We start from the raw sequence: 533 nt of genomic DNA on the forward strand, positions 1-533 counted from the left end.
TACTTCGCCCCTTACTCTTAAAATAATTCACAATATTAGCTATGGATACCAGATTTGAAGCATTGTTAACTAAATAAACAAAAACATCTTCCAGCAGCTTAGGATCTTTGATGCTATGCCGCTGGATTATATCCCGCAACAATACAGTGTCTTTAATAGATGAAATATAATTCCGTTTGGTTTCGTCATTAGGCAATACGAACAATTCTGGCAAAGCACCGCTCTCCATGTAATCAATGTAACTTTGCTTGGATAAGTCCTTTCGGGTTATTCCGACATATTCCGTAAAACTAAAAGGAAGCACTTCAAATTTGACATAACGGCCGGAAAGCAAGGTTGCCAAATCGTTTGATAACATTTTTGAATTTGAGCCACTTAAAAATATTTCATAGCTATCCACGAAATCCTGAGCGTATGAATTAACAAAATGCTCCCATCCGGTAATGTTTTGCACCTCATCAATAAAAAGCCACACCTTGCCTTCTGGCTTCATCTTCTCGCGATACAATTTCAGAAGCATTTCAAGGTCTTTG

1 protein-coding gene is annotated in these 533 nt (G+C 37.5%); it reads right to left on the reverse strand.

All coding sequences use genetic code 11. The annotated features are described in order from the left end of the window. Window positions 1-493: ATP-binding protein (locus tag JCM15548_RS20805; RefSeq protein WP_262487173.1), on the reverse strand; the 493-nt coding region annotated here is incomplete at its 3' end. Between the last annotated feature and the right edge of the window lie 40 nt (window positions 494-533).

This window comes from Geofilum rubicundum JCM 15548 (assembly GCF_000974365.1).
GTDB classification, from domain to species: domain Bacteria; phylum Bacteroidota; class Bacteroidia; order Bacteroidales; family Marinilabiliaceae; genus Geofilum; species Geofilum rubicundum.